Origin of the sequence: Agrobacterium sp. 22117 (assembly GCF_052045735.1) — a bacterium.
GTDB classification, from domain to species: domain Bacteria; phylum Pseudomonadota; class Alphaproteobacteria; order Rhizobiales; family Rhizobiaceae; genus Agrobacterium; species Agrobacterium cavarae.
The window spans coordinates 512,665-534,299 of sequence record NZ_JBQEPP010000004.1 but is presented as its reverse complement, the minus strand read 5'-3'; the positions used below and the strand labels follow the sequence as shown (position 1 = coordinate 534,299).

The window sequence follows — 21,635 nt, the reverse complement described above, 5'->3', positions numbered from 1 at the left end:
GTCACATACTCCACTTTTTATAATCGTGCTTAGATAGGGATCGAATGGGTCGAAGCAAACCGCACCAGCAAATCACGCGTACTTTCCAATGATTTGCTGTCATCGAGCGCCGCATTCAACTCTTCCGCCAGCAGCCCGGCATCGACCCCAAGCAGCATCGCCTTTACCGGGCCGATCGCCGTTGGCGACATGGAAATCGACCGGAACCCGAGCCCGATCAACGCCATGGCAGACAATGGCTTGCTTGCCATTTCACCGCAGAGCGTCACCGGGGTATTGTTGCGTTCGCCAGCCCGAATGATGTCGCGCAGAATGCGAAGGAACGGCTTGCCCAGATTGTCGAAGCGATCCGAGACACGGGCGTTACCGCGATCCACCGCCATCGCAAATTGGAACAGATCGTTCGATCCGACCGAAACGAAATCCACTTCGGACATCAGCTCGTCGAGCTGCCACATCAGCGACGGCACTTCCAGCATCACACCGAATTGCAGCTTGCGCGGCAGCGCGTGACTGAACTTAGAAAGATGCTGAACTTCCTTCTGCATCAACTCGCGAACCGCGTGAATTTCCGAGACTTCCGTCACCATCGGCAACATCATCTTCAATTCCGCGCCGGAGGCCGCACGCAGGAGCGCCCGCATCTGGGTGCGAAGCAAGCCCGGACGGTCGAGCGACAGACGGATGGCGCGCCATCCGAGAGCCGGATTTTCTTCCTCCTGGCCCCGCATATAGGAGACGACCTTATCGCCGCCGATATCAAGCGTGCGGAAGGTCACCGGCTTGCCCTTGGCCTGGCGCAGGACGCTTCGGTAGAAGGCCTCCTGCTCCTCGCCCTTCGGCATGTTCGATGCGATCATGAACTGCAGTTCGGTGCGGAAGAGACCGATACCGTCCGCGCCGGACTCTTCCAACTGCGGAAGATCGACCAGCAGGCCGGCATTCATCTTCAGGCTGACCTTCTGGCCATCCTTCGTGATCGGCTCCACGTCACGCAGTGCACGGAACTGTTCCTGGCGGCGGGCACGGAGGCGAACCTTCTCTTCATAGGCGCGCTGCAGGTCTGTGACAGGCCGCAAATGCACCTTGCCGTCGTCGCCATCGATGATGATCGGGTCGTTGTTTTCGGCCAGCGCCACGATGCCGGTTGCCTGGCCGATGACGGGAATACCCATGGCACGGGCAACGATCACCACATGGCTGGTGACCGCACCGTCTTCCAGCACCAGACCACGCAGCTTTTCACGCGGATAATCCAGAAGCTCGGCAGCACCCATGGCACGCGCCAATACGATGGCGTCGAGAGGAAATTCGTGGTCTGGGGCTCTGCCACCAAAGCCCATCAACTGACGCAGCAAGCGGTTGGCCAGGTCGTCGAAATCATGCATCCGCTCGCGCAGATACGGATCGGTCAGGCGCATCATGCGCGCCTTGGTGTCGCTCTGCACCTTCTCGACCGCAGCCTCAGCCGTCAGGCCGTTGCGGATCGCCTCTTCCATACGGCGCACCCAGCCCTGGTCGTGGGCAAACATGCGGTAGGTTTCCAGCACCTCGCGATGCTCGCCTTCGGTGGCGACATCACGGCGCTGCAACATGTCGTCGATCGAAATGCGCAGCGAGCCGATGGCTTCGGCAAGGCGACGAATTTCGGTATCGGCGTCTTCGTTCAGAAGGTTGGTGACGACGATGCGGGGATCGTGGAGAACCACGTGACCAAGGCCGATGCCTTCACCATAGGCGTCGCCATCGATGGAGACCGCTCTGGTCAGGTCCAATTCCACGCCGGGGCGGGTGATTTTCTTCAATTCGCCGCTCGCCACGATTTCCGCAATAAGCATTGCGGTTGTCTCAAGCGCTTCAACTTCATCCTCCCGGTATGTTCGGCTGGTCTTGTTCTGAACGACAAGAACGCCAAGAGTGCGACCGGATCTCAAAATCGGCACACCGAGGAAGGAATGATAAATTTCTTCACCCGTTTCAGGGAGATAGCGGAAAGCGGGATGCGCCTGCGCATCGGAAAGATTGAGCGGCTGAGCGGAAGCGGCAATGGTACCGACAAGGCCTTGCCCCATTTTCAACTGGGCAAGATGGACCGCATCCTTGTTCAGGCCTTCGGTGGCATAAAGCTCGAGAATGCTGTCGGAGCGAAGCACGTAAACGGAACACACTTCGGCAACCATGTTGCTGGCGATCTGCCGGACAATCTGGTCGAGGCGCTCCTGCGGCTCAAGATGCTCCGCCATCATTTCGCGAAGCCGCCTGAGAAGGACACGCGGACCTGCGGAAAGGTCTCTCATCGCGCATGCTCCCGAATGCCGATCGTGCAAACCATTGCGGCGGGCACGAAAGGCTCAATCAAATTTAAGGCGTACCGCCCCCGACCTTCAAGCCGAAAGCGACACTTGCATCAGAATACCGCTTTTCGGAAAGAATCGAATAACGTGTACTGACGTTCAAGAATCAACTTTTATCCAGACCGTAAGCAGAATGCAAAGTGCGAACTGCAAGTTCGGCATAGGCGCCGTCGATCAGGATCGAAATCTTGATTTCCGAGGTGGTGATAGCCTTGATGTTGATGTTCTTTTCAGCCAACGCCTTGAACGCGCTTGCGGCAACGCCCGCATGGCTGCGCATGCCGATACCGATGACCGACACCTTGGCAAGGCCGGTTTCGTTCTGCACCACGTCAAAGCCGATCTGCGCCTTGTTGTCTTCCAGAACCTTCAGCGCCTTGGGAGCGTCGCCGGAGGGAACCGTAAAGGTCATGTCCGTGCGCGAACCATCTTCGGAGATGTTCTGCACGATCATATCGACATTGATATGCGCTTCAGCGAGCGGGCCGAAGATGGCGGCAGAAACGCCGGGGCGGTCCGAGAGGCGACGCAGCGAGATTTGCGCTTCATCCTTGGCATAGGCGATGCCGGTTACGACTTCCTGTTCCACGATTTCATCCTCGTCACAAATCAAAGTACCGGGCGGGTTGATAAGGTCACCCATGCCCGGCGCATCGGGATCTTCAAAACTGGAGCGCACGAAGGTACGAACCTTGTGCACCATGGCAAGCTCGACCGAACGGACCTGCAAAACCTTGGCGCCAAGCGACGCCATTTCGAGCATTTCCTCAAACGCCACCTTTTTCAGGCGCCGCGCCTTGGGCTCGATGCGCGGGTCGGTCGTGTAGACGCCATCAACATCGGTGTAGATGTCGCAGCGATCGGCCTTGACGCCAGCGGCGATGGCAACGGCGGAGGTATCGGAACCACCACGGCCGAGTGTTGCAATGCGATTGTCCGGGCCGAGACCCTGGAAGCCGGCGATGACGGCCACCTGACCCTCGCCCATGCGGCGAATGATATCGGAACCGTCAATGTCGAGAATGCGGGCAGCGCCATGGGCGTTGTCGGTGCGGATTGGAATCTGCCAGCCCTGCCAGGAGCGGGCATTCACACCCATCGACTGAAGCGCGATCGCCAGAAGACCGGATGTGACCTGCTCGCCGGATGCAACGACGGCATCATATTCACGAGCATCGTAAAAGGACGCGGAGCCACTGGCACCGGCGACTTTTGGCGTGTTCTGCACCCAGTCGACCAGTTCATTGGTTTTTCCGGACATGGCCGAAACCACCACGGCCACTTCATGGCCGGCATCCACTTCACGTTTCACATGCCGCGCGACATTGTGAATACGTTCGAGGTTTGCGACGGACGTACCGCCGAATTTCATGACAATGCGAGCCATAGCCTAGACCAGTACCATCCCACTGCGCCGCGCGAGCGGCAGATAAGCACACACCCCGTTTCCCCCGGAAAGACCGGGCTGTCAGGTTGCGGGTCTCTTAGCGAAAAGGATAAGGCCATGCAATGCCGTTTGTGAACCATGCGGTACGGTTGTGGACGCGTGCTCGTGCCGCGCTCCAGACAAGCCTTTGCGCCAAAATCGGCAAGCGTACCGTCCCGCACTGTACAAATGCGGGCAATCGCAGTAAAAGCGCGCCACATGAATTGGCCATAGTGGCCCTCAACGGCCTGTGTGGCGTCGTCCGTTTGGGACAAATGCAGGCATCCATATTCCGAAAGACGGTAGATGACAGACACTCAGGGTATCGCCCCTGCGATTGCGCAGGCGTTGGAAAAGCGCGGCTATAAAGACTTGACCCCCGTTCAGCAGGCCATGCTGGACCCGGAGCTTGCCGACAAGGATGCGCTGGTTTCGGCGCAGACCGGCTCTGGCAAGACGGTCGCTTTCGGCATTGCGCTGGCGCGGACCCTGCTCACGAAGGGCGACCGGTTCGGCGCGGCCGCGGCCCCGCTGGCTCTCGCCATTGCCCCAACCCGCGAACTCGCCATGCAGGTGAAGCGCGAGCTTGAGTGGCTCTATGAATTTGCCGGCGTTTCGATCGCCTCCTGTGTGGGTGGTATGGATATCCGTAACGAGCGCCGGGCGCTGGAACGCGGCTCCCATATCGTCGTCGGTACGCCTGGCCGTATCTGCGACCACATCAAGCGCGGCGCACTCAACCTGTCGTCGCTGCGTGCCGTGGTGCTCGACGAAGCAGACGAAATGCTCGATCTCGGATTCCGCGAGGATCTCGAATTCATTCTGGAGGAATCTCCGGAAGATCGCCGCACACTGATGTTCTCCGCCACCGTTCCGCGCAGCATTGCCAAGCTTGCCGAAAGCTACCAGAAGAACGCGGTGCGCATCGCCTCTGCATCCGAACAGAAGCAGCACGTCGATATCGAATACCGCGCCATGATGGTCGCCCCTTCGGATCGTGAGCACGCCATCATCAACGCGCTGCGTTTCTACGAGGCGCGCAACGCCATCGTCTTCTGCTCGACACGTGCTGCCGTCAACCACCTGACAGCGCGCCTCAACAATCGTGGTTTCTCTGTCGTCGCCCTTTCCGGTGAGCTATCGCAGAACGAGCGCACGCACGCGCTTCAGGCCATGCGTGACGGCCGCGCCCGCGTTTGCGTGGCCACCGATGTGGCTGCTCGCGGTATCGACCTCCCCGGCCTAGAACTCGTGATCCACGCTGATCTGCCGACCAATTCCGAAACGCTTCTTCACCGCTCGGGCCGCACGGGCCGTGCTGGACAGAAGGGTGTCAGCGCGATCGTCGTTCCCATCAACCAGCGCCGCAAGGCCGAGCGACTCCTCGAAGGCGCGAAGGTCAGCCCCGCCTGGGTTCATCCGCCTTCTGCCGACGAGATCGTCGAACGCGATGGCGCGCGCCTTCTGGCAGATCCGTCGCTGAACGAAGCGGTTACCGATGAAGAACGCGATTTCGTCACCAAGCTTCTGGAGCAGCATGGCGCTGAAAAGGTCGCTGCGGCCTTCGTGCGCATGTACCACTCCGGCCGCTCTGCCCCTGAAGACATTGCCGAAGTTGCGCTGGATGGCCGCAAGCCGCGTCGCGACAGCTTCGAAACTGTCGAGAACAACGCGCCGCGCCGTGAACGCTCCGACTTTGCCGATAGCGCCTGGTTCACCCTTTCGGTCGGGCGCAAGCAGAATGCCGAGCCGCGCTGGCTGATCCCCATGCTCTGCCGTTTCGGCAAGCTGACGCGTCAGGATATCGGCGCGATCCGCATGCAGCAGACGGAAACCTATGTGGAACTGGCAGCTGACGCCGTCGACCGCTTCGAGTCCGCTCTCGGCAAAGACATGACGCTCGAGAAGGGCATCCGGGTTAAGGCCATGGAAGGCAAGCCGGAAATGACCGGAAAGCCCCGCGAGGACACCCGTCCGCCAAAGGCTCAAAAGAAATTTGCAGGCAAGGGTGATTTCGGTGGCGAGCGCCGGGGCGAAGACAAGCCCTGGAAGAAAAAAGCCAACGCCACCGGCGACAAACCCGCCAAGTTCGAAGGCAAGAAAGACAAGCCCTTCGAAAAGCGCGGACCTAAGAAAAAAGACCCCGCATAAAGAAAGCCCGGCGCGAAGCCGGGCTTTTTAGTTTTAACGGTTTTCGCAGTTACGATCTCCGGGGCGGCACCACATTCCGCCGCCCTGATTGGACGGCTCCAGTTGCTGCTCCTGCCAGCGACGTTGGCGCTCGCCATCATTCCAGTTGCGATCACGCTCGCCATCTCTGTTGCGGTCGCGCTCCCAACGGGGGCGATCGCCGTCACGGTCACGTTGACGCTCCCTGTCTCGCTCCATCCGCTGCTCCTCACGCTCACGACGGTCACGGTCGCCCTGATTCCAATGGCCGTAACGCTCTTCCCAGCGTCCGTCATTGGGGCCAGGACCGCGCCTGTCGCGCCATTCTTCCCGCGGCGGACGCGGACGATCGCGATCGGCCCATGGCGGCGGCGCATTCCAGTAGCCACCGGCAGGCGGCGGGCGACGCCAGCGATCGCGCTCGCGGTAGAAGTCACGGTCGCGATAGTAGCGATCCCAATAGCGGCCCACTTCGAAGGTGATGACCGGAACACCCAGATCGCGATAGTAGCGTGGCTCGACATAGACACGGTTCTGGCGATAGAGCGCCTGAATGTAGCGCCCGGCCACCCAGCCGCGTCCATAGCTAAACGACACGTCGCACCAGGGCGTATCGGACAGGCAGCCGTGGATAGTGAGCGGCGCGCCATCCGGAATGACCACGACGGCAGGATAGGCGGTGCTCGGGCCGGAGCGCATGTTGACGTTTGCGGTCGCAAATCCGCGCGTCGCTGCTTCAGCGAGCGCAGGTGCGGCCATGAGCGCCAGGAGCGCAATCGCTCCAAATAGTTTCTTCTTCACTTTTTTCTCCTCAAGCAAAGGCCTGGCCACCGATGTCGGCAATCAGTATGGGAAAAATACGCTCCCCTTGCTGAACGCAGCATGAAACGAAAAGCCCGCTAAAACAGTTCCTTGCGTCGATGGATCGCGGTGAATGATCCCAGCTGTGGAAGCCCGACCCTTGACTTCACCACCCAATCATCCGACTTCAGGCTAGAAGACATTCAGGAGATGACCATGAGCGAGACCGCGAAAACGACGATCGACCAGAGCGAAGTGGATCGCTTTTCCGCCATGGCCGCAGAGTGGTGGAGCCCGACCGGGAAATTCCGTCCGCTGCACAAATTCAATCCCGTCAGGCTCGAATTTATCCGCAACCGGGTGTGTGAAAATTTTGGCCGCGACCCGAAGGCTCATCGGCCGCTGGAGGGTTTGCGCTTCCTCGACATCGGCTGTGGGGGCGGGCTGCTGTCCGAGCCGATGGCTCGCATGGGCGCCGAGGTCGTTGGCGCCGATCCTTCTGAGAAAAATATCGGCATTGCGTCTACCCATGCGCGCGAAAGCGGCGTTCCCGTCGACTATCGGGCAGTGACCGCCGAACAGTTGCAGGCGGCGGGTGAGACGTTTGACGTGATCCTCAACATGGAGGTGGTCGAGCACGTGGCCGACGTGAACCTCTTTCTAAACACCTGCGCGCAGATGGTTCGCCCCGGCGGGCTGATGTTCGTCGCAACAATCAACAGAACGCTGAAGGCACGCGCACTCGCCATCTTTGCTGCCGAAAATGTCTTGAAGTGGTTGCCACGCGGAACACATCAATATGAAAAGCTGGTGCGACCCGAGGAAGTAGAACGTCCTTTAACCGCCAACGGCCTGGAGATCGTTCACCGCACCGGCGTTTTCTACAACGTCCTGCAGGACCGGTGGAACCTGTCCCCCGATATGGATGTCAACTACATGATGCTGGCCAAACGCCCGGCCTGAGAGCGTGTTTGAAGCCGAGGCTTCAATTCACATCGTCGGGGAGAAGGGGAAGAGGTGCTACCTCGATTCCTTCGTCCACAAGCGCTTTCACATCCTCTATGGATGCCTGACCGATGATGCCGCGCTCTTGCGCCTCACCGTAGTGGATTTTGCGGGCCTCTTCCGGAAATTTGTCACCGACATCTTCGGCGCTGGCCCGGATGCTCGCGACCGTTTCCCTGATTTTTGCCAGGACTTCCTTTTTCCCCGCATCCATCGCCAGCGTGTGCATCGCCTCTTTCTTCCGTCCGGTCGAGACTGAAGGCGCCATCAGTGTCTTGTCGATGGCCTGTGAATTGCACACCGGGCAGCTAACGAGCCCACGCTCGCGCTGGCTATCGAAATCGGCGCTGCCCGAGAACCATCCATCGAAGGCATGCGCATGGTCACAGGTCAGCGAGTAGCGGATCAAGCAAGCGCACTCCGCGAAGCCGCCCTGGACGCCACCGTATCGAGTTGAAAGTCGCGCGCGTTCTTCAGGTTGGGGATCTTGCCTCGAACGGCGGAAACCTGTTCAGGATCGATATCGGCAACGATGATCTCTTCACCAGCACCGCCGGCAGAAGCCAGCACCCTGCCCCAAGGGTCGATGATCATCGAATGGCCAAAGGTTTCACGGCCATCTTCATGCTGCCCGCCCTGAGCCGCGGCGATGACGAAGGCACCATTTTCGATGGCGCGCGCACGCAGAAGAATTTCCCAATGGGCTTCGCCGGTCTGCTTGGTAAAGGCTGCAGGAACCGTCAGAACCTGCGCGCCGGCGACGGCTTCCGCACGGAAGAGCGACGGGAAGCGGACGTCGTAGCAGATGGCGAAACCAAAGGTCGCCAGCGGAAGTTCCGCAACGCGTGCTGCTTCACCCGGCTGATAGGTGGCGCTTTCACGCCAGCTCTCGCCATTGTCGAGATCGACATCGAACATGTGGATCTTGTCATAGGTGCAGATGCGGTCTCCATCCGGTGCAAAGAGAAAACCACGATTGGCGATCTTGCCGTCGGGACGTGCAATCGCCGTGGAGCCCACATGAACATAGATCCCGAGTTCACGCGCAAGCTTGGCTGCGGTGGAAACGATGATGTCGCAGGTCTCGTCTTTCAAAACGGCCTGGAGTGCGGCACGGTCGCGCTGCAAAGCGCCGGTCATCTCAGGCGTCTGCACATAGACGGCACCTTGCGCCACAGCGTCGCGCACCAGCCTCTCCATGGCTTCGGCGTTTCGCTTCGGATCCGTTCCGGAGCACATCTGGATTGCGGCGGCCTTGAAGCTCATGTCTCTCTTCCCAATGTCCATTTGAAATGATCGGCTGTTAAGCTGCCAGAAGCGGATCGAGCTTTCCGTCACGATCGAGCGCGTGAAGATCGTCGCAGCCACCGACATGCTGCTCGCCGATGAAGATCTGCGGGAAGGTGTTACGACCGGACTTGTCCATCATTTCTTGGCGATATTGCGGATTTTCCGTCGCATTATATTCGGTGAAATTCACGTTCTTGCTCTGCAACAGGGCCTTGGCGCGGGCGCAATAGCCGCAGAAATCGCGCGTATAGATCGTAACGGATGCCATATATCTCAACCTCTAAAGCTGCGTGGAGCATGAATTTTGCGTCTCATATAGGCCCGGATATGGCCATTGCAAAGGTCAAAACCGTCACTTGCGCCGCGCCTGATTTTTTCAGCCGCTTTGCCGCCGCCGAGACCGTGGCGCCAGTGGTGCAGACATCGTCAACGAGCACCACACGCTTGCCGAAAATCTCGGCCTCCTGCCCCGGCGAAAGCGCAAAGGCGCCTTGCACGTTCTTCTTTCGCGCAACAGCCGAAAGCCCTACCTGACGGCTGGTCGACTTCACCCTGATCAGGGTCGCCGGCAGAAAAGGCTTTCCGGCAATCGCCGCAAGATGCCTGGCAAGTTCGGCGGATTGATTGAAGCGGCGCGAGAAAAACCGCCAGCGATGAAGCGGAACAGGAATGATGCAATCACATTGAGTAAGCGCTTCGCCGCCTGCTCGTGCCATCCACAATGCCATCAGGCCAGCGAGGTCCGTGCGGTCCTGATATTTCAACTGGTGGACCAATTTGCGGGCCGGACCGTCGTAAATCGTCGCGGACCTGAGGCGATCGAAGCTCGGCGGATTGGATATGGCTTCCGCGCAGACCATTCCTTCGCCGTGATCATAGACGAAGGGGATGCCGAGAACCTCGCAATAGGGCCGCTCGATGAATTTTATCTCTGGCCAGCATTGAACACAGAAGGCCCCGGCGCCACCTGTGGCGCGACCGCAGCCTGCACAGGCCGGCGGGTAGATGACATCACTGACATAGCGAAGCAGCCGATGCAGGGGCCCTACGACAATCTGCCTTGAAATCATCGCCTTCCCCTTATGCTCCCGCGCTTGACAATAGGGGGAAAGGGGTGCCTTTGCGACAGCAAAGTTATCACAGGTTCGCCAATGGACATTCTTTTCGACCCTCAACTTATTGAACGCCACCGCGAGCGCGCATTGCAGATTGGAGATCGTCAGGCTCACTTTTTGCTGAATATTGCTGCAGACGAAATCGCCGACCGCATTGCGATCGTCGAGCGCCATTTCGATACCGCGATCGAGCTGCATGGCGCGACGGGTGTTACCGCCCAGCGGGTCATGGAAACCGGCAAGGTAGGCTCGATGACCCGGATCGAGACCAGCGACGAATTTCTTGTCCGTGAGCCGAACTCGAAAATCTCATCCCTCGAAGACCTCGGGCTTGAGCCTGCTTCCGCCAACCTCGTGATCTCACCGCTCTCGCTGCATTTGACCAATGACACGCCGGGAACGCTGATCCAGATTTGCAAGGCGCTGAAGCCGGATGGCCTGTTTCTCGCCGCCCTTCCCGGCAGCGGCACGCTGCAGGAACTTCGCGACGTTCTTCTGGCAACGGAGGTGGAACTGCTTGGCGGCGCAAGCCCACGCGTCATTCCCTTTGCTGATGTGCGCGATATCGGCGCGCTCTTGCAGCGCGCGGGATTTGCCTTGCCGGTCACGGATACGGAAACCTATACGGTGCGCTACGATTCCATCTTCCCGCTGATGCGCGACCTGCGCGCCATGGGCATGGCAAATCCGCTTATGGGCCGCAGCCGTACGCCGCTTACCCGACGCTTCTTCATGCGTGCAGCAGAGCTTTACGCGGAACGATACAGCGATCCAGATGGACGGATCAGGGCCACCTTCTCCCTCATCTACATGTCAGGATGGGCACCGCATGAGAGCCAGCAGAAGCCGCTGAAACCCGGCTCTGCCAACGTCAGGCTTGCAGATGCATTGAAGGGAAAAAGCTCCTGAAGGTGGCCCGCTTGTGCTTAAAAGCGGATACTTTCAGGAGGGCAAGGCGTTGGTGAGGGCTTCGACAATGGTCGTCAACACGCCCAGGAGACTGTCACGCACGCCACCCAGTCCAAGAATCAAGGCGCCGCCAATAATGCCGATCAGAAGGCCATATTCCACGGCGGTCGCGCCGCGCGTATCAGTGACGAAATTCCAAAAGTAACGCGAGATACAATTTTTTCCGTGCAAATCACAAACCCCTGCCGGACAGACGCAATAGAAACGTCCTCAATCAACATGCTTGCGATAATGGATCAACAACATATCTATTTCGTTACCGTGCCTTCGACTTTTCTCCGATAGGTAGTGAACCAGTGGCATTGGTTGTTGCTGTACTAAAGAGACGCTTAAACCACGCCCCATATCTTGCAATACTGACCTATTGCGAGACGGATCAGCAGTCGCGCCCGCTGTTATAGCCATCTACGATGCAGACGGACCCGGGCATGGGCTGGGTGATGCTGCGACGAATGCTGTAGGTCGTTGGCTGATCGCCGCGCTTGATCGAACCGGTGCTGATCATGTCGATATTGTCCGGCACCTGCGCAAAGCGTGCGGGCGAGGTCTTGCCGGCCAGCATCGGCGTTACGATCAATGAGAGCGCGATTGCCACCATGCCAAACAAAAGCGCAACGTTTAAAACGCCGATCCGGCGTGACTTGGCGGAATAAGACTGGCGGTCTTCAACGGTTTTCCAGAAATCCTCATTCATCACTCGGCCTCACTACGCGCCATTTACCAAATCTTCAGCACTGCAATGTGCCAGAGCTTGCTAAACGATCGGTTAACGGCGTGCCGTTTCGGGACGCGTAGGCGGGTTGAAAAGCGCTGCTTTCCAGCCTTTTCACAGAAATTTCAGAGAAGATCCTGAAGGTAGGGGATGAGAGGCTCGTCAGCAGGCGGCATGGGGTAGTCGCGCAGAGCCTGCGGCCTGACCCATTTTACAATCTGGCCTTCCCGCCCATGGGGTATGCCTTCATAGCGGCGACAGACGTAAAGCGGCATCAGCAGATGAAACGTCTCATAGGTGTGGCTGGCAAAGGTGAGCGGTGCAAGGCAGGCGACCTTGGTGGTAATGCCGAGCTCTTCGTTCAGTTCACGCACCAGCGTCTCTTCAGGCGTTTCGCCCTGCTCGACCTTGCCACCGGGAAATTCCCAGAGTCCGGCAAGCGACTTGCCCTCCGGTCGCTGAGCGAGAAGTATCCGGCCATCGTGATCCACAAGGGCGCAAGCCGCGACAAGCAGGATCTTCTTGAACGGCTCATCCATCACGAATTGTCCTTGCCCCAATAGCGATAGGTATAAGCCTCTTCGAAACCGAACTTCTCATAAAGAGCGAGCGCCGGCACATTGGTTGAGACGACCTGCAGCCACGCCGTCTTTGCGCCGCTGATCCGAGCCCAACGCAATGCCGAGGTGAGGATTTCACTGCCTACACCCATGCGCCGCGCAGCGCTTGCTACTTCGAGGGAAAGAACACCTGCGAGATCATTGTCCTGCACACAGATGACGGTGGCGTGCGGATCACCTTCTACCTCTTCCTTGATGAAGAGGCCGAGATTGGGCTTGATCGAACTGACGATCTCAGCGATCGGAGAGCGGAGGGATAGGTCTTCGTTGCCCACCTTGAGACTCGCTTCTACGAACCTGCCGATATCGTGGGTCGGGAGATGGGCCATGGTCTCCGGCAATTCGGCGTTAACCAGATCGGCCGTCATCACCTTTACCTCTTCGAAAACGGTCCAGCCATTATCGTAGAGGTGCGCCCTGAGTTCAGGCGGCATCAGCGTCGTCTCGCGAATGATCAGCGGTCTGCCAAAATCCTCGAAGCGACGGCGCGCCTTTTCCAGTCGCACATCGCAATTGCCGTAATCGGACGGATCCAGAGGCACGACACAATTGATGCGCTTGGAGGGATGCGAGCCCGTCAACCGGATTTGCCAACTGCCATCATAAATGACCGACGAAGCCGGCCAGGCACGAAAGCTCACCGCCTCCAGGCGGCGAACGAGCGGCAAATTGACGGCACTGCTATGCATGGGTTTGGCCTCCACCGTTTAGCTCCGGTAGTCGCCGTTGATTTCGACATATTCCTTGGTGAGATCGCAAGTCCAAACTGTAGCCGTGCCACTACCAAGCCCGATATCCACCTTTACCGGAATATCCTGCTGCTTCATCACGGCAGTGGCTTCCGCTTCGGAATAGGACGGGTCGCGTTCACCATTGACGGCAACACGCACATGTCCGAACGAAATGGCCAGCCGGTCACGATCGGCAAGCTCGCCGGACTTGCCGACGGCCATGACGATGCGGCCCCAATTGGCGTCTTCTCCGGCAACTGCTGTTTTGACCAGCGGAGAGTTGGCGATGGAAAGCGCAATCTTCTTGGCGGCAGCATCGCTTTCAGCGCCGGTGACCGTCACTTCCACCATCTTGCGCGCGCCTTCGCCGTCCCGCACGACCTGAAGAGCGAGGTCTTTAAGGAGGTCGTTAAGTGCGGCACGGAAGCCTTCGAGCTGCGCATCGTCAGCGTTTTCGATACGCGCCTGACCGTCGGCAGCAGCAGCGCCGGTGGCAAACAGCATCAAGGTATCGGAGGTCGATGTATCGCTGTCGACCGTCACGGAGTTGAACGTCGGGCCGACGCCTGCGGACAAAAGCGCCTGCAAGGCGGGCGATGCAATGTCGGCGTCAGTCACGACGTAGGAAAGCATGGTCGCCATGTCGGGTGCGATCATGCCCGCACCCTTGGCGATACCATTGATCGTGACCTCAACGGCGCCGATCTTGGCGGTGCGCGTTGCGACCTTCGGATAGGTATCCGTGGTCATGATGGCCTTTGCGGCTTCGAGCCAGAAATCGCCCTTGGCATCGGCATTCATCTGATCGAGAACGCCGGCAAATTTCGAAGCGTCGAGCGGTTCGCCGATCACACCGGTGGATGCCAGAAACACTTCTCTTTCGCTGCACCCGACGGCGGCGGCGGCGGATTTACCCGTCAGCTCGGTCGCTGCCCTGCCCTTCTGTCCGGTAAATGCGTTCGCGTTACCGGAATTGACCACGACCGCCCGCGCGATGCCGCCCGCAAGGTTGGCACGGCAATAATCCACCGGTGCGGATGGACAACGGGACTTGGTGAACACGCCAGCAACGGCGGCCGGTTCGTCAAACACCATCAAGAGAACGTCGGTTCGGTTCTTGTACTTGATGCCAGCAGCAGCCGTCGCCATGCGCACACCGCGGATGACGGGCATCTCAGGATAGGATTTTGGAGCAAGTGGGGAGACGGCAGCGGACATGGAATCGACCTGCGTTAGGAAAGACAATGCTGGAAGCGAGAAAAGGGCGGCTGAACGCCGCCCTCATGCGTGAGGCACTTACTGCTGCGGCTGAGCGTCTTGCGCCTTATTGACCTCGTCGTATTCCTTGCGGAGCGTTTCGTCCTTGATATCGACCTTCTGTTCGGCCTTGGCCTTCTTGATGAGATCCATATACTTGTCACGCATGACGAGTTGGCGAACCTGCGGCTCGACCTGCTCGAAGGCTGGCGGAGGCGAGATGCGCTTGTCTTCGACCTTGATGACGTGGAAACCGAATTGCGACTTGACCGGCTCCTTGGTGTAGGCGCCCTTCTCCAGCTTGAATGCGGCTTCTTCGAATTCCGGAACCATGCGGCCCTTGCCGAACCAGCCGAGATCGCCGCCGTCATCCTTGTTGGAGTCGGTCGACTTTTCCTTTGCCAGTTCCGCGAAATCCTTGCCGGCATCGAGCTGCTTGATCACGTCTTTGGCTTCTTCTTCCGTCGCGACCAGAATGTGGGCAGCCTTGACTTCTTCTTCCTTCGGAAGTGCGGCGACTTCCTTGTCGTAACGTGCCTTCACTTCGGCATCGGTGATCGCGTCAGCCACGTGCTTGCGGAAATAGGCGTTGTGCAATTCGCGGTCGGAGATGAAATTCAGGCGCTTTTTAAAGTCGTCGGTCTTGTCCAGACCTTCGGCAGTCGCACCCTCCACCAGCAGCTTCACTTCGATCGCACTGGAAAGAGCGGCAACCTTCTTCTGCTCATCCGGGAGCTGAGCCAGCTGGGAGTCGAGATTGCTCATGGCCAGATCGAGTTCCGACTGACGAATCTCGAGATCGCCGACCGTGGCCACCACGGCATCTTCCTGGGCGAAGGCAGGGAAGTGAAGACCAAGCCCGGCCACGATCACGGCAGCGGCGATTCTATTGTAGCGCAACATATTGAACCTTTCGGAGACAAAGCCGGCTCCAGACGTGGTTTTCCGGCTGAAAAAACTTCCAAACACCGGAATGTGGCCATTCTGTAACGGGCAGAACCGTTGACATCATTTGCCCCCCCTCTTATCTGTCACGCAATCTCGCGTCCAGATGCGTTTCGGGGTGTCGTTCGTCATTTGTGCGTTATTGCCGATGACGCTGAAAGCGCCCGACGAAACGAAATTTCAGAAAGGGCCAGTTGGATGGTCAGTCTCGGCGGCATCGCCCGCAAATTGTTTGGCTCGTCAAACGATCGCCGCGTTCGTTCCTATCGCACCAATATTGCAGCCATCGGCGCGCTCGAAGATGAGTTGAAGGCGCTCTCCGATGAGGCGCTTGCCGCAAAGACGGTGGAATTTCGCCAGCAGCTGGCCGAAGGCAAGACACTCGACAGCCTGCTGATCCCAGCCTTTGCCGTTGCGCGCGAGGCTTCGCGTCGCGTTCTCGGCATGCGTCCCTTCGACGTTCAGTTGACCGGCGGTATGATCCTTCATCAAGGCGCGATCGCCGAAATGAAAACCGGTGAAGGCAAGACGCTGGTGGCGACACTTGCTGTCTACCTCAACGCACTTGCCGGCAACGGCGTGCATGTGGTGACGGTCAACGACTACCTCGCCAAGCGCGATGCCAGCATCATGGGCCGCCTCTACGGCTTCCTCGGCCTGACCACCGGCGTGATCGTGCATGGCCTGGACGACGACGAGCGCCGCGACGCTTATGCCTGCGACATCACCTACGCGACGAACAACGAACTCGGCTTCGATTATCTTCGCGATAACATGAAGTACGACAAGGCGCAGATGGTCCAGCGCGGCCACAACTACGCCATCGTCGACGAAGTAGACTCCATCCTCGTCGACGAAGCGCGCACGCCGCTGATCATTTCCGGTCCGCTGGATGACCGCTCCGATCTCTACAACACGATCGACGCCTTCATTCCGATGTTGACGCCGGAAGATTATGAAATCGACGAGAAGCAGCGCTCGGCAAACTTCTCCGAGCAGGGCACCGAAAAGCTTGAAAATCTTCTGCGCGACGCAGGCCTTCTCAAGGGTGAATCGCTCTATGACGTGGAGAACGTGGCCATCGTTCACCACATCAACAACGCTCTGAAGGCACACAAGCTGTTCCAGCGCGACAAGGACTACATCGTCCGCAACGGCGAGATCGTCATCATCGACGAATTCACCGGCCGCATGATGCCGGGTCGCCGTTACTCCGAAGGTCAGCACCAGGCGCTTGAGGCCAAGGAAAAGGTGCAGATCCAGCCGGAAAACCAGACGCTGTCGTCCGTCACCTTCCAGAACTATTTCCGCATGTACACCAAGCTTGCCGGCATGACCGGTACGGCCTCGACGGAAGCGGAAGAGTTCAACAACATCTACGGCCTCGACGTCGTGGAAGTCCCGACAAACCTGCCGATCCAGCGTATCGACGAAGACGACGAGGTTTACCGGACCGGCGAAGAGAAGTTCAAGGCGATCATCGAAGAGATCCGTGCAGCGCATGAGCGCAATCAGCCGGTTCTCGTCGGCACGACCTCGATCGAAAAATCCGAGCTGCTCGCCACCATGCTGCGCCAGACGGGCTTTGAGAACTTCCAGGTTCTGAACGCCCGCTACCATGAGCAGGAAGCCTATATCGTCTCGCAGGCAGGTGTGCCTGGTGCTGTGACCATCGCCACCAACATGGCGGGCCGCGGTACGGACATCCAGCTTGGCGGCAACGTCGACATGCGCCTTGAGCGCGAACTGGAAGGCATGGAGCCTGGTCAGGAGCGCGACGCCAAGGAACAGGCGATCCGCGACGAGATCAAGGTTCTGAAGGAAAAGGCGCTTGCGGGCGGTGGCCTCTACGTCATCGCCACCGAGCGTCACGAAAGCCGCCGTATCGACAACCAGCTGCGCGGCCGCTCCGGTCGTCAGGGCGACCCGGGACGCTCGAAGTTCTATCTGTCGCTCCAGGATGACCTGATGCGCATCTTCGGATCCGACCGTATGGACTCGATGCTGCAGAAGCTGGGCCTCAAGGAAGGCGAAGCGATCGTCCATCCGTGGATCAACAAGGCCCTCGAACGCGCGCAGAAGAAGGTGGAAGCCCGCAACTTCGAAACGCGTAAGAACCTGCTGAAGTACGACGACGTTCTCAACGACCAGCGTAAGGTCATCTTCGAACAGCGCCTCGAGCTGATGGAAGCCGACAATATCGGCGAGACCGCAGCGGACATGCGCAACGAAGTGATCGAAGCTCTCGTCGGCAAGCACATCCCTGAAAACGCCTATGCGGAACAGTGGGATATCGAAGGCCTGAAGGCTGGCGTTCAGCAGTCCCTCAACCTCGACCTGCCGCTCGACGATTGGGCCAAGGAAGAGGGTATTGCCGAAGACGATATTCTTCAGCGCATCACCGAAGCTGCAGACAAGGTCATGACAGATAAGGCCGAGCGCTTCGGTCCAGAAGTAATGACCTATGTCGAGCGCTCCGTCATTCTGCAGACGATCGACCATCTGTGGCGCGAACACATCGTCAACCTCGACCACCTACGCTCTGTCGTCGGCTTCCGAGGTTACGCACAGCGCGATCCGCTTCAGGAATACAAGGCGGAAGCCTTCGAACTCTTCCAGGCCTTGCTCGCCAATCTGCGTGAAGCGGTGACTGCCCAGCTGATGCGTGTCGAACTGATGCGCGATCCGCCACCGCCCGCCGAGCTTCCGGAAATGACGGCGCATCATCTCGACCCGATCACCGGTGAGGATGAATTTGCCGTGGCCTCCGCCGGCAATGGAGACGTCTATGTTCCACCGGAACAGCGCAATCCAAACGATCCGTCCACATGGGGCAAGATCGGTCGCAACGAGGCCTGCCCATGCGGATCGGGCAAGAAGTACAAGCACTGCCACGGTGTTTTCGAGCAGGCTTGATCCTTACCGTTGAAAACAATGAGCGCGTCATCTGAGTTTAAATCAGGTGGCGCGCTTTTCTTTTAAGGTCACGCCATGGGACAGCCCCACGGTGACCGCTTTTCCTCACAGACTGTGAAACCGATCTTAAGGCTTGAGCGGAAGTTGAAGGGCCAGTGTCTTCAACTCCAGCGTCCAAGCCTCGCGAGCCTCGGCGGTGGTGAGGTTGTGATCGGCCTTAGGGATCGTGACGACCTTAGGCGTGCCGTATGAACCTCTCAACAGGCGCCCGCGCCGGCAGAAGTTGCGCTCAAGCATTCCAAAACCAGCGTCTCCCTCGGAGTAGATTAAGGTGACCCTTGTATCGTTTTGGGCCAGCTTGCCGAAGTCGCGCGAGAGCGAACGGGCGCGCTCGGAAAAATAAGGGTACTTCACTGAAAGCGGGGTGAGAAAGGAAAACGCCTTCCCCACCAACGCCTTGAAAAGATTGGAGAGGCCGCTTACCACGCGCACCTCACCCCGCATCACCCGCTTCCAGAGCGCTCCACTCATAAACTTGGAGCCATATCCAGACAGCGACTGACGGGTTGAGCGGAGAAACAGGTTCACATCTACGTCGGCTGGAATATAGAGATCGTAGAGATTGACCGGCACGCAGCCCTTGATCCGCGGGTCTTTTACGGCGCTCTTGAAGGCGACCCACGCGCCGCTGCAACGTCCGGTCACGACGACGGGAAGCTGGTTTTCCGCTTCGAGAAAATCGACGGCAGCCATGACGTCGGTCAATTGGCTCGCATGATAGAGAATCTGCTCCGGCGCGCCCGCAGCAGGCGGGCTGTCGGCAACATTTGCTCCATCGAAGCGAAGCGAGGCAATGCCTTGGCGGGCAAGGTCTCTGCACATTTGAGCTGATATACGCCCCCATCCCGACATGCGTTCATAGCCTGTTGGAGACACGATGACGGTGGCACCTTGTCGCTGACCAAGGGGTTCGCAGACGATGCCGTAGAGCCGTTTGTGATCGCCAAAGCGGACCGGGCGCTCTTGAAACCCGTCGCCCGTCAGTGGTTGCGAAGAGAGACCTTGCAACAATACTTCCTGCTGCGGCATTGCAGTCTTGCCGCTCTGCTTTGCCGCGACGTCGGCAGCCCAGCCAGAGAGCATCTCGATGGCCTTCAGGGACGGAACCGAGAAAAGCACGTCGCGTACAAAGTTGTTGTAGCCGGGAAACACCACCGACCGCAGTTCGGTATCCAGAGCGGCAAGATGGGTTGCGAACTGCTCGTCGGCCGGACGGTTCTCCTGCTTCAAGAGAAAAATATTGCGTGCAGGTACGCTTGTGGAAGACGATATGGCGATGGTGCGAAGACTGGCGGCGAGACTATCAGGGAAGACCTGTTCGCCCATGGCGGGGCCTGATGCGTGCGCCCTATGCTGCAGGGCATCGGGATTGGCGACACGACTTAAGGCCACGAACTCTCGAAGCCAGTGACGACCGGACAAAGCGGGAGCGGCAAGCGCAAGACCAACCACATTGTCCATGGTTTCCGCAGCTTTCCAGGCCAGCAGCGCGCCAAGACCATGGCCGATGAGGATCAATTGGCGGACCTGAGACAGCTCCCGCAGTTTCGCTGCTGCCCCGCGAATGCTGTCGAGCCATAGATCGAGACCCTTGTCGTAGTCGACTGGATCGATTGCGTCACCCGTTCCGGGATAGTCGAAGCGCATGCTCGAGAGGCCGCGCGTCGCAAGATCGCCAGCAAGCAATCGCCAGAATTTACGTGCGCATAACTCTTCAAAGCCCCAGGAACTGACGAACAGGACCGCCGTGTCGGCACCCTCACCGCTCAAGGAAACATCCGCCGGCTTATAAAGACCGACCGTGTTCGCAAATGTAACCGGATGGTCGACAGGTGTCTGCTGCGTAGACACATACATCTGACTGGAGGCGAAACCGGCGTTCATGTTCAATTCCCCTGCTTGCACCTATGGAGCAAAAGCAAAAATCGGACAATCGGCTAAATAAAATCTAAAGATACTGTGTTTTTCCAAAGTTATTACTTTAGAGAGCCTGAAGATGTAGATGATCCGGCCTCTGCGCCTCAACCAGAAGTGCGTTCAACCGTTCGTAGTAACGCGATGCTTCAGCCGTCCCTTTAAAGCCCCGGATACCTGGAAAAAGTTTATCGCGCTCCGCCCACCAATTTCCATGACCGATCTTCAGCGCCTTTTCCATCACCCCGGCGAGCGATCCGGCCACACTTGGATCATAGCACCAGCCCGTTTTCATATCTTCCACGATCTCGGGTGTACCGCCAAGATTGGTGGCGATGATCGGCACACCATAGGCCGCGGCTTCGATCAGGATGAGGCTTTGAGGCTCGCGCCAGCGAGAAGGTAGAATGACAGCATCCGCCACTCCGTAGACCTCCTCCGGCGGCGTAAAGCCCATGAAGGTGACTGGCGCGCCGTCGGCGATGGACTGCAGGTGACGGACATAATCTTCTCGGCCTCGACCCGCAACAATAAGCTTGGCAGAGCCGCGGTTCGGCATGTCGACAAAGGCGCGGATGAGATCTTCGATGCCCTTTTCTTCCGACAGAGCCCCGAGATAGCCAAAGGTGAAAATATCACTACGGGCGCTATCGCGTCCAACGGAAGGCCTATGAAGCTTATCCTCTCGGAGGTTCTCGTTCCTCAGCACATGCCAGTCCGCTTTGGTGAGAACGCCTGCCCGAAGATAGGTCTGTTTAAGCGCCTCGCTTACCGCGATCGCGGTCATTCCATCGCCATCCGATTTTAGTCTCGACGTCAGAACACGACATTTGAGGCACGGGGTATCGCAATTTCCGCCAGCGTTGAACATGCTCGATTTTGGACAAAGCAGAGCGTAGTCATGCAGATGCACACATAAGGGAATATTCAATTGCCGGCTGGCCTCGAAGAGCGCCGGTTGCATGCGTGCCGAGTTATGCGCGTAGACGAGGTCCACCTGCTCACGCGCAAATATTTCCCTGATTTCCTTGGCTGAAACGGCGCCCACTGACGCCTTGAGATGCCAGCGCGCCTTCTCGATGCGTCCAACCAACGGTTTTTTATGTCCAGGGAGGTAGCTGTTGTGCCAATTCACCCGGACGACTCTGATACCGTCTTCACCCGTCGCTTCGCCCGTCGGCGCTAGCCTGTCGCCGCTCATACCGAGCGAGAGAACGAAGACCTCGTGATGGCGCGCCAACTCCCGAGCGCACATACGCGCCACGATCTCCGCACCGCCCTCTTCCTGGGGCGCGAATGTCTGGGCTACGATACAAATCCGCATCGACTGGATTCACTTTCTTTCAACTGG

General features: G+C 58.6%; 19 protein-coding genes. 4 read left to right on the top strand and 15 right to left on the bottom strand.

Going from position 1 to position 21,635, the window contains the following annotated elements:
* Window positions 1-29: 29 nt before the first annotated feature.
* Together ptsP and ACTJKV_RS14495 are read right to left on the bottom strand one after the other, a co-directional pair.
* Complete coding sequence (ptsP, locus tag ACTJKV_RS14500) at window positions 30-2,297, bottom strand: phosphoenolpyruvate--protein phosphotransferase (protein WP_062423989.1); 2,268 nt, start codon at window positions 2,295-2,297, stop codon at window positions 30-32.
* 163 nt (window positions 2,298-2,460) lie between these two features.
* Window positions 2,461-3,741, bottom strand: a complete 1,281-nt coding sequence (locus ACTJKV_RS14495) for an aspartate kinase (protein ID WP_062423988.1) — start codon at window positions 3,739-3,741, stop codon at window positions 2,461-2,463.
* A 345-nt stretch (window positions 3,742-4,086) separates the two neighbouring features.
* Between ACTJKV_RS14495 and ACTJKV_RS14490 the strand changes: the two genes are divergently transcribed.
* A complete protein-coding gene (locus tag ACTJKV_RS14490) occupies window positions 4,087-5,931 on the top strand; it encodes a DEAD/DEAH box helicase (protein WP_144620295.1) in 1,845 nt (614 codons plus the stop codon).
* A 33-nt stretch (window positions 5,932-5,964) separates the two neighbouring features.
* Here ACTJKV_RS14490 and ACTJKV_RS14485 read toward each other — a convergent pair whose 3' ends face one another.
* Window positions 5,965-6,750, bottom strand: coding sequence for an SH3 domain-containing protein (locus tag ACTJKV_RS14485; RefSeq protein ID WP_440598933.1), 786 nt, complete (start codon window positions 6,748-6,750; stop codon window positions 5,965-5,967).
* A 216-nt stretch (window positions 6,751-6,966) separates the two neighbouring features.
* On the opposite strand from ACTJKV_RS14485, the gene ubiG reads away from it, so the two are divergent.
* The gene (gene ubiG, locus ACTJKV_RS14480) at window positions 6,967-7,713 is read left to right on the top strand and encodes a bifunctional 2-polyprenyl-6-hydroxyphenol methylase/3-demethylubiquinol 3-O-methyltransferase UbiG (protein WP_062423985.1); all 747 of its coding nucleotides are present in this window, start codon (window positions 6,967-6,969) and stop codon (window positions 7,711-7,713) included.
* A gap of 22 nt (window positions 7,714-7,735) precedes the next feature.
* Here the strand turns inward: ubiG and ACTJKV_RS14475 are convergent, their stop codons facing one another.
* Genes ACTJKV_RS14475 through ACTJKV_RS14460 form a run of 4 tightly spaced genes read right to left on the bottom strand, consistent with a single transcriptional unit; the run spans window position 7,736 to window position 10,115 of the window.
* Complete coding sequence (locus tag ACTJKV_RS14475; RefSeq protein ID WP_062444933.1) at window positions 7,736-8,164, bottom strand: DUF1178 family protein; 429 nt, start codon at window positions 8,162-8,164, stop codon at window positions 7,736-7,738.
* Window positions 8,161-9,021 carry a carbon-nitrogen hydrolase family protein gene (locus ACTJKV_RS14470; protein ID WP_144620294.1) on the bottom strand — a complete coding sequence of 287 codons (861 nt, stop codon included), beginning with the start codon at window positions 9,019-9,021 and terminating at the stop codon, window positions 8,161-8,163. Before ACTJKV_RS14470 ends, ACTJKV_RS14475 begins: the two co-directional genes overlap by 4 nt.
* Window positions 9,022-9,058: 37 nt before the next feature.
* On the bottom strand, window positions 9,059-9,313 hold the full coding sequence (gene grxC, locus ACTJKV_RS14465; protein WP_062423982.1) for a glutaredoxin 3: 255 nt from the start codon (window positions 9,311-9,313) through the stop codon (window positions 9,059-9,061).
* Between the two features lie 43 nt (window positions 9,314-9,356).
* On the bottom strand, window positions 9,357-10,115 hold the full coding sequence (locus ACTJKV_RS14460; protein WP_440598932.1) for a ComF family protein: 759 nt from the start codon (window positions 10,113-10,115) through the stop codon (window positions 9,357-9,359).
* Window positions 10,116-10,196: 81 nt separating this feature from the next.
* Between ACTJKV_RS14460 and ACTJKV_RS14455 the strand changes: the two genes are divergently transcribed.
* Window positions 10,197-11,069 (top strand): methyltransferase domain-containing protein, encoded by an 873-nt coding sequence (locus ACTJKV_RS14455; protein WP_440598931.1) that lies wholly within the window; start codon window positions 10,197-10,199, stop codon window positions 11,067-11,069.
* 33 nt (window positions 11,070-11,102) lie between these two features.
* On the opposite strand, the gene ACTJKV_RS14450 is transcribed toward ACTJKV_RS14455, so the two are convergent.
* From ACTJKV_RS14450 to ACTJKV_RS14425, 6 genes are all read right to left on the bottom strand, one after another.
* A complete protein-coding gene (locus ACTJKV_RS14450; RefSeq protein WP_062423979.1) occupies window positions 11,103-11,300 on the bottom strand; it encodes a Flp family type IVb pilin in 198 nt (65 codons plus the stop codon).
* 205 nt (window positions 11,301-11,505) lie between these two features.
* On the bottom strand, window positions 11,506-11,823 hold the full coding sequence (locus ACTJKV_RS14445) for a hypothetical protein (RefSeq protein WP_062423978.1): 318 nt from the start codon (window positions 11,821-11,823) through the stop codon (window positions 11,506-11,508).
* A 143-nt stretch (window positions 11,824-11,966) separates the two neighbouring features.
* Window positions 11,967-12,380 carry an 8-oxo-dGTP diphosphatase MutT gene (gene mutT, locus ACTJKV_RS14440; RefSeq protein WP_440598930.1) on the bottom strand — a complete coding sequence of 138 codons (414 nt, stop codon included), beginning with the start codon at window positions 12,378-12,380 and terminating at the stop codon, window positions 11,967-11,969.
* The gene (locus tag ACTJKV_RS14435; RefSeq protein ID WP_062423976.1) at window positions 12,380-13,150 is read right to left on the bottom strand and encodes a GNAT family N-acetyltransferase; all 771 of its coding nucleotides are present in this window, start codon (window positions 13,148-13,150) and stop codon (window positions 12,380-12,382) included. Before ACTJKV_RS14435 ends, mutT begins: the two co-directional genes overlap by 1 nt.
* Before the next feature lie 18 nt (window positions 13,151-13,168).
* Entirely contained in the window at window positions 13,169-14,410 is a 1,242-nt protein-coding gene (argJ, locus tag ACTJKV_RS14430; protein WP_440598929.1) for a bifunctional glutamate N-acetyltransferase/amino-acid acetyltransferase ArgJ, read from the bottom strand.
* A gap of 78 nt (window positions 14,411-14,488) precedes the next feature.
* On the bottom strand, window positions 14,489-15,352 hold the full coding sequence (locus ACTJKV_RS14425; RefSeq protein ID WP_062423974.1) for a peptidylprolyl isomerase: 864 nt from the start codon (window positions 15,350-15,352) through the stop codon (window positions 14,489-14,491).
* Window positions 15,353-15,592: 240 nt separating this feature from the next.
* On the opposite strand from ACTJKV_RS14425, the gene secA reads away from it, so the two are divergent.
* Complete coding sequence (gene secA / locus ACTJKV_RS14420; RefSeq protein WP_440598928.1) at window positions 15,593-18,310, top strand: preprotein translocase subunit SecA; 2,718 nt, start codon at window positions 15,593-15,595, stop codon at window positions 18,308-18,310.
* 126 nt (window positions 18,311-18,436) lie between these two features.
* Here secA and ACTJKV_RS14415 read toward each other — a convergent pair whose 3' ends face one another.
* A complete protein-coding gene (locus ACTJKV_RS14415; RefSeq protein WP_440598927.1) occupies window positions 18,437-20,254 on the bottom strand; it encodes an alpha/beta fold hydrolase in 1,818 nt (605 codons plus the stop codon).
* Window positions 20,255-20,351: 97 nt separating this feature from the next.
* Window positions 20,352-21,608 carry a glycosyltransferase gene (locus tag ACTJKV_RS14410; protein ID WP_440598926.1) on the bottom strand — a complete coding sequence of 419 codons (1,257 nt, stop codon included), beginning with the start codon at window positions 21,606-21,608 and terminating at the stop codon, window positions 20,352-20,354.
* Between the last annotated feature and the right edge of the window lie 27 nt (window positions 21,609-21,635).